Genomic DNA, 3,576 nt, shown 5'->3' on the forward strand with positions numbered 1-3,576 from the left:
CGACCGGCGCCGAACAGATCTGGCTCCACGCCCAGAAGGACCTGGAGCTGCTGACCCTCAACGACCGCACCGAGACCATCCGCCGCGACAGCCACCTCGCCATCGAGCGCCACCGCCTCGGCGAGATCCACGGCGACGATCACCTCACCGTGCACGGCCAGCGCCACACCCAGGTGAAGGGCGAGGGCGGCCAGCACCTCACCGTGCACGGCAGCCTGCACCTCGAGGCCGGCCAGGCCTGGCTGACCGAGAGCGGCCGCGAACTGCATATCAAGGCCGGCCACAAGGTCGTGCTCAACGCCGGCCGCGAGATCACCCTCAAGGCCGGCGGCAGCTTTATCAAGCTCGATGCCTCCGGGGTGACCCTCGTAGGCCCCCGGATCAAGATCAATGCCGGCGGCAGCCCCGGCACGGGCAGCGGCCAACAGGCTGAGGCGCCGCGCCTGCCGGGCGAGGCCACCCCAGAACGCAGCGAGGACGTGACGCTGCGGGCCCATCAGCAGGCCCGGCTCGACAGCGACATCGTCGATGCGCCCCAGGGCATGTGGCACCATACCCAAGGTTTCGCCCGGGGCGCCGCCGGGGTGGTCGTGGAAGCCGCCGAAGGCCTGGTAGACCTGGCGGCCTACTCCTTCAAGACCAGTCCGGCATCCTGGGCCCTCGAGCAGCTCCACCCGGGCTATCGTGGCCACTCCGAGGCCTTGGAGGCGACTCGTGAGACGCTCGAGACGTTGCGCGATGATCCCGGCCTACTGGTGGATGCCTTCACCGAGCCTTATCGGGATGCCATGGCCCGGGGCGAGACCGGCGAGGCCCTCGGGCGTGGCACGGCCGAACTGGCCAGCGTGGTATTCGCCCCCGCCCGAGCGGGCCAAGCCGGGCGCGCCGCCTCCCGTGCCGGGCAGTTGGGGCGGCACGCGGGGCGGCTGCCACCGCCACGCGGGGCGCTCACCCCGGACGACTTCCCGCAGTACATCGGGCTCAATCATCGCCGGGCGGCGGCGGGCGAACACAATGCCCACCTGCTGATGCACGAAAGAGGGTTTGAGCCGGTGGGCAATACCAACGGCAGGTACACGCCCGGCACCCAAGGTATTGATGGAGTATACCGTAACGCCAACCCACCGCCGGAGTTTGTGATCACCGAGGCCAAGTACAATCGAGCTCGGCTGGGCAAGACTCGGGATGGCCGGCAGATGAGTGATAACTGGCTTCTAGCAAATGACAGCCAGCGCCTGCGCAGTGCGGGTCTCAACGAATCGGATCGGCGTCGAATACAAAGGGGGCTTCAACGTGGCGACGCTGACATCGTCGAGAAACACCTGATTCGCAACCTGCCGGACGGTAGCATGAGAGCGAGTAAGCTCAATCAACGTGGCTATGTATCCGGTACACCCACAGGATTCCAATAGGAGACTCTGATGATCCGAGACCCCTTGAAGCCCAAGGATTACTTTGATGCGCGAATCTCTTTCAAGCTAGAGTGTCTGGCAGAGGATATGGAAGACCTAGCGGCTCCCGAGCATCTCGACCTGCCGGCACGAATGAAAGTGGCGTATGGAGTTGTTGATCAAACCCTAAGCTTGCTGACCATTCGTTACTCTCGAGGCGATGAGATTACCGGAATGTGTGATGAGGTGGAGCAGTTACTCACCTATCGTAAGCGTCAGAAAGAATTTGCCGATGCGCTGCCCGATGTAGAACAGCCGGATCGGGTTATGTGGGAAAACCTGACTCAGGACAGCTACGAACAGTATATGCAGTGGCTGGCCTTTGCTGCAGGAGTCGGGATGGATCAGCGCTATTTCCAGGAGACCCTGGCGCTAATGGATAACGCCGGGCTGGATGCGCTATTCGACCGTATCTGCGTTCAATTTGGCGATATCAACCGTCCGGTGGCGGATACGCTGCTCTACAAGAAGCACTATGCACCGTTGTTGAAGGTGCTGGATGCCGAACCGGCTGAGCGGCCAGCCTTGATGAAGGCCTTCCTGGATAACTGGTACGATAACCGCAAGGGCCTTCCTGGCTATAACTTGCATCTTTGTAGCCCTGATGGTTACTACGGCTACTGGTGCTTCGAAGCCGCTTTGGTGGTCAAGCTGTTCGATATCGACGACAGCACCTTCCGGGATCACCGCTACTACCCCGCCGCCCTGGTGCATGGAGACTGAGCATGCTGCGTGATACCCGCCGCTCGGCCGCCTACTTCGACGAGCTGTTACCCGAGTTCGACGAGGGCATCGAGGAGACCCAGCAGGCGTTGGACGCCGGCGATTTTGTGCTGCCCGATGAACAGGTGGATGCCGCCCATCAGCTCTATGAACTGGCAATCCTACGTGCGGTGGCCCACTACTCCCGCGGTGCCGGCCGGGCCGAACTGGCGCCATTGGTGGCCGAGATCTTGCCACTGCGCCAACAGCTCTCGGCAGTGGCGGAGCGGCTGCCGGCCGGCCAGCAGGTCTATCGCCAGCCCTTCGAGGTCTTCGGCGGCCAGGGCGAGGCCTGCGGCTCAGCCAATATCAACCGCTACATCTATGCCTTGTGGTGGCTGGGCCTGCTGATCGCCACCGACGCCGATAAGGCGCATATTCAGCAGGTGCTGGCCAGTATCGGCAACGCCGGACGCGATGCGCTGCTGGACCGCATTGCTACCCGGCTGGGCCACCCGCCCGAGACACCTGCCGAGGAACTGCTCTACCCCGCTCTCTATCGCCCCCTGCTGGCCGCCTTCGATGCCGAGCCCACCACGCAGCAGACCCTGCTCGGGGTCTTCCTCGATCAGTGGTATGACCAGTGCCAGGAGGCCGACTGGTACGACAATCACCTGTGTGATGGCGAATTCGTCTACACCGACTATTACGTCGGTTACTGGAGCGTCGAGGCGCTACTGGTCACCCAGCTCTTGGGGATCGACGATCGGGACTTCCGCGACCATGCGCATTATCCCGGCGACCTGAGCCAGCAACCTTAACGCCAGCGGCCGCCCGAGCGCGGCCATGATAGGTACGGATGGTTCCATTCAGGGCGTTGGTGACGCTGGCCAGATGGCCGCGAACATCCTCAGGCGGCACCTTCCAACATCACGGATAGCGAGCAGGCCCGCCAGTTTGGTGTCGCCACCGCTACCATTCGGCGTTGGCAAGGCGGCCGTTCAGCCACGCTACCGCCAGGGAAACAGCGAGGTGCCTTCCCTGGCGGGTGGTGCATGGATGCAACGTCCGTGTTGCGCTTCTTAGTTGAGCTAGCCTATTTATTTTTTCTGATGGCGCTGTAAACGCCAACAGCCCCAAATATAATCAACACAACCCCGATTAGTTCATGATAACCCCCGAAATCATAAATAACAGACTTTAATCTTTGTATTGGAGAAATAAAAACCTTAACTCCAAAAAATATGCAAACCACTCCGCCTATAAAAAAAAATAAATCATCCGACTTCATTTGGCGACTTCCCCTTCTACCACACCCCCAACAAACTGCATAACATTTTGTGGCGGCCCAGGAACGAAGTAACCGTCTATGAAATCAATGGCCCGCTGTTGAACAGTTGGATTGGCTATTCCTACCGCCGCT

The 3,576-nt window shown here is 61.2% G+C and carries 3 protein-coding genes; all 3 read left to right on the plus strand.

Annotation, left to right across the window (positions count from 1 at the left end; genetic code table 11):
• Window positions 1–1,412: bacteriophage T4 gp5 trimerization domain-containing protein (locus tag HPA02_RS18505; protein ID WP_422677935.1), on the plus strand; the 1,412-nt coding region annotated here is incomplete at its 5' end.
• 9 nt (window positions 1,413–1,421) lie between these two features.
• Window positions 1,422–2,174 carry a PoNe immunity protein domain-containing protein gene (locus HPA02_RS17950; protein WP_146804574.1) on the plus strand — a complete coding sequence of 251 codons (753 nt, stop codon included), beginning with the start codon at window positions 1,422–1,424 and terminating at the stop codon, window positions 2,172–2,174.
• A 2-nt stretch (window positions 2,175–2,176) separates the two neighbouring features.
• Window positions 2,177–2,974: a PoNe immunity protein domain-containing protein gene (locus HPA02_RS17955; RefSeq protein WP_146804575.1), complete on the plus strand. Its 798-nt coding sequence runs from the start codon at window positions 2,177–2,179 to the stop codon at window positions 2,972–2,974.
• Window positions 2,975–3,576: the final 602 nt, after the last annotated feature.

The sequence above is a fragment of the Bisbaumannia pacifica genome (assembly GCF_007989625.1).
Classification (GTDB): domain Bacteria; phylum Pseudomonadota; class Gammaproteobacteria; order Pseudomonadales; family Halomonadaceae; genus Bisbaumannia; species Bisbaumannia pacifica.

What these genes read in the sequence shown, in the direction of transcription:
- HPA02_RS17950 (WP_146804574.1), top strand. Translation starts at nt 1,422, where the DNA reads ATGATCCGAGACCCCTTGAAGCCCAAGGATTACTTTGATGCGCGAATC.
- HPA02_RS17955 (WP_146804575.1), top strand. Translation starts at nt 2,177, where the DNA reads ATGCTGCGTGATACCCGCCGCTCGGCCGCCTACTTCGACGAGCTGTTA.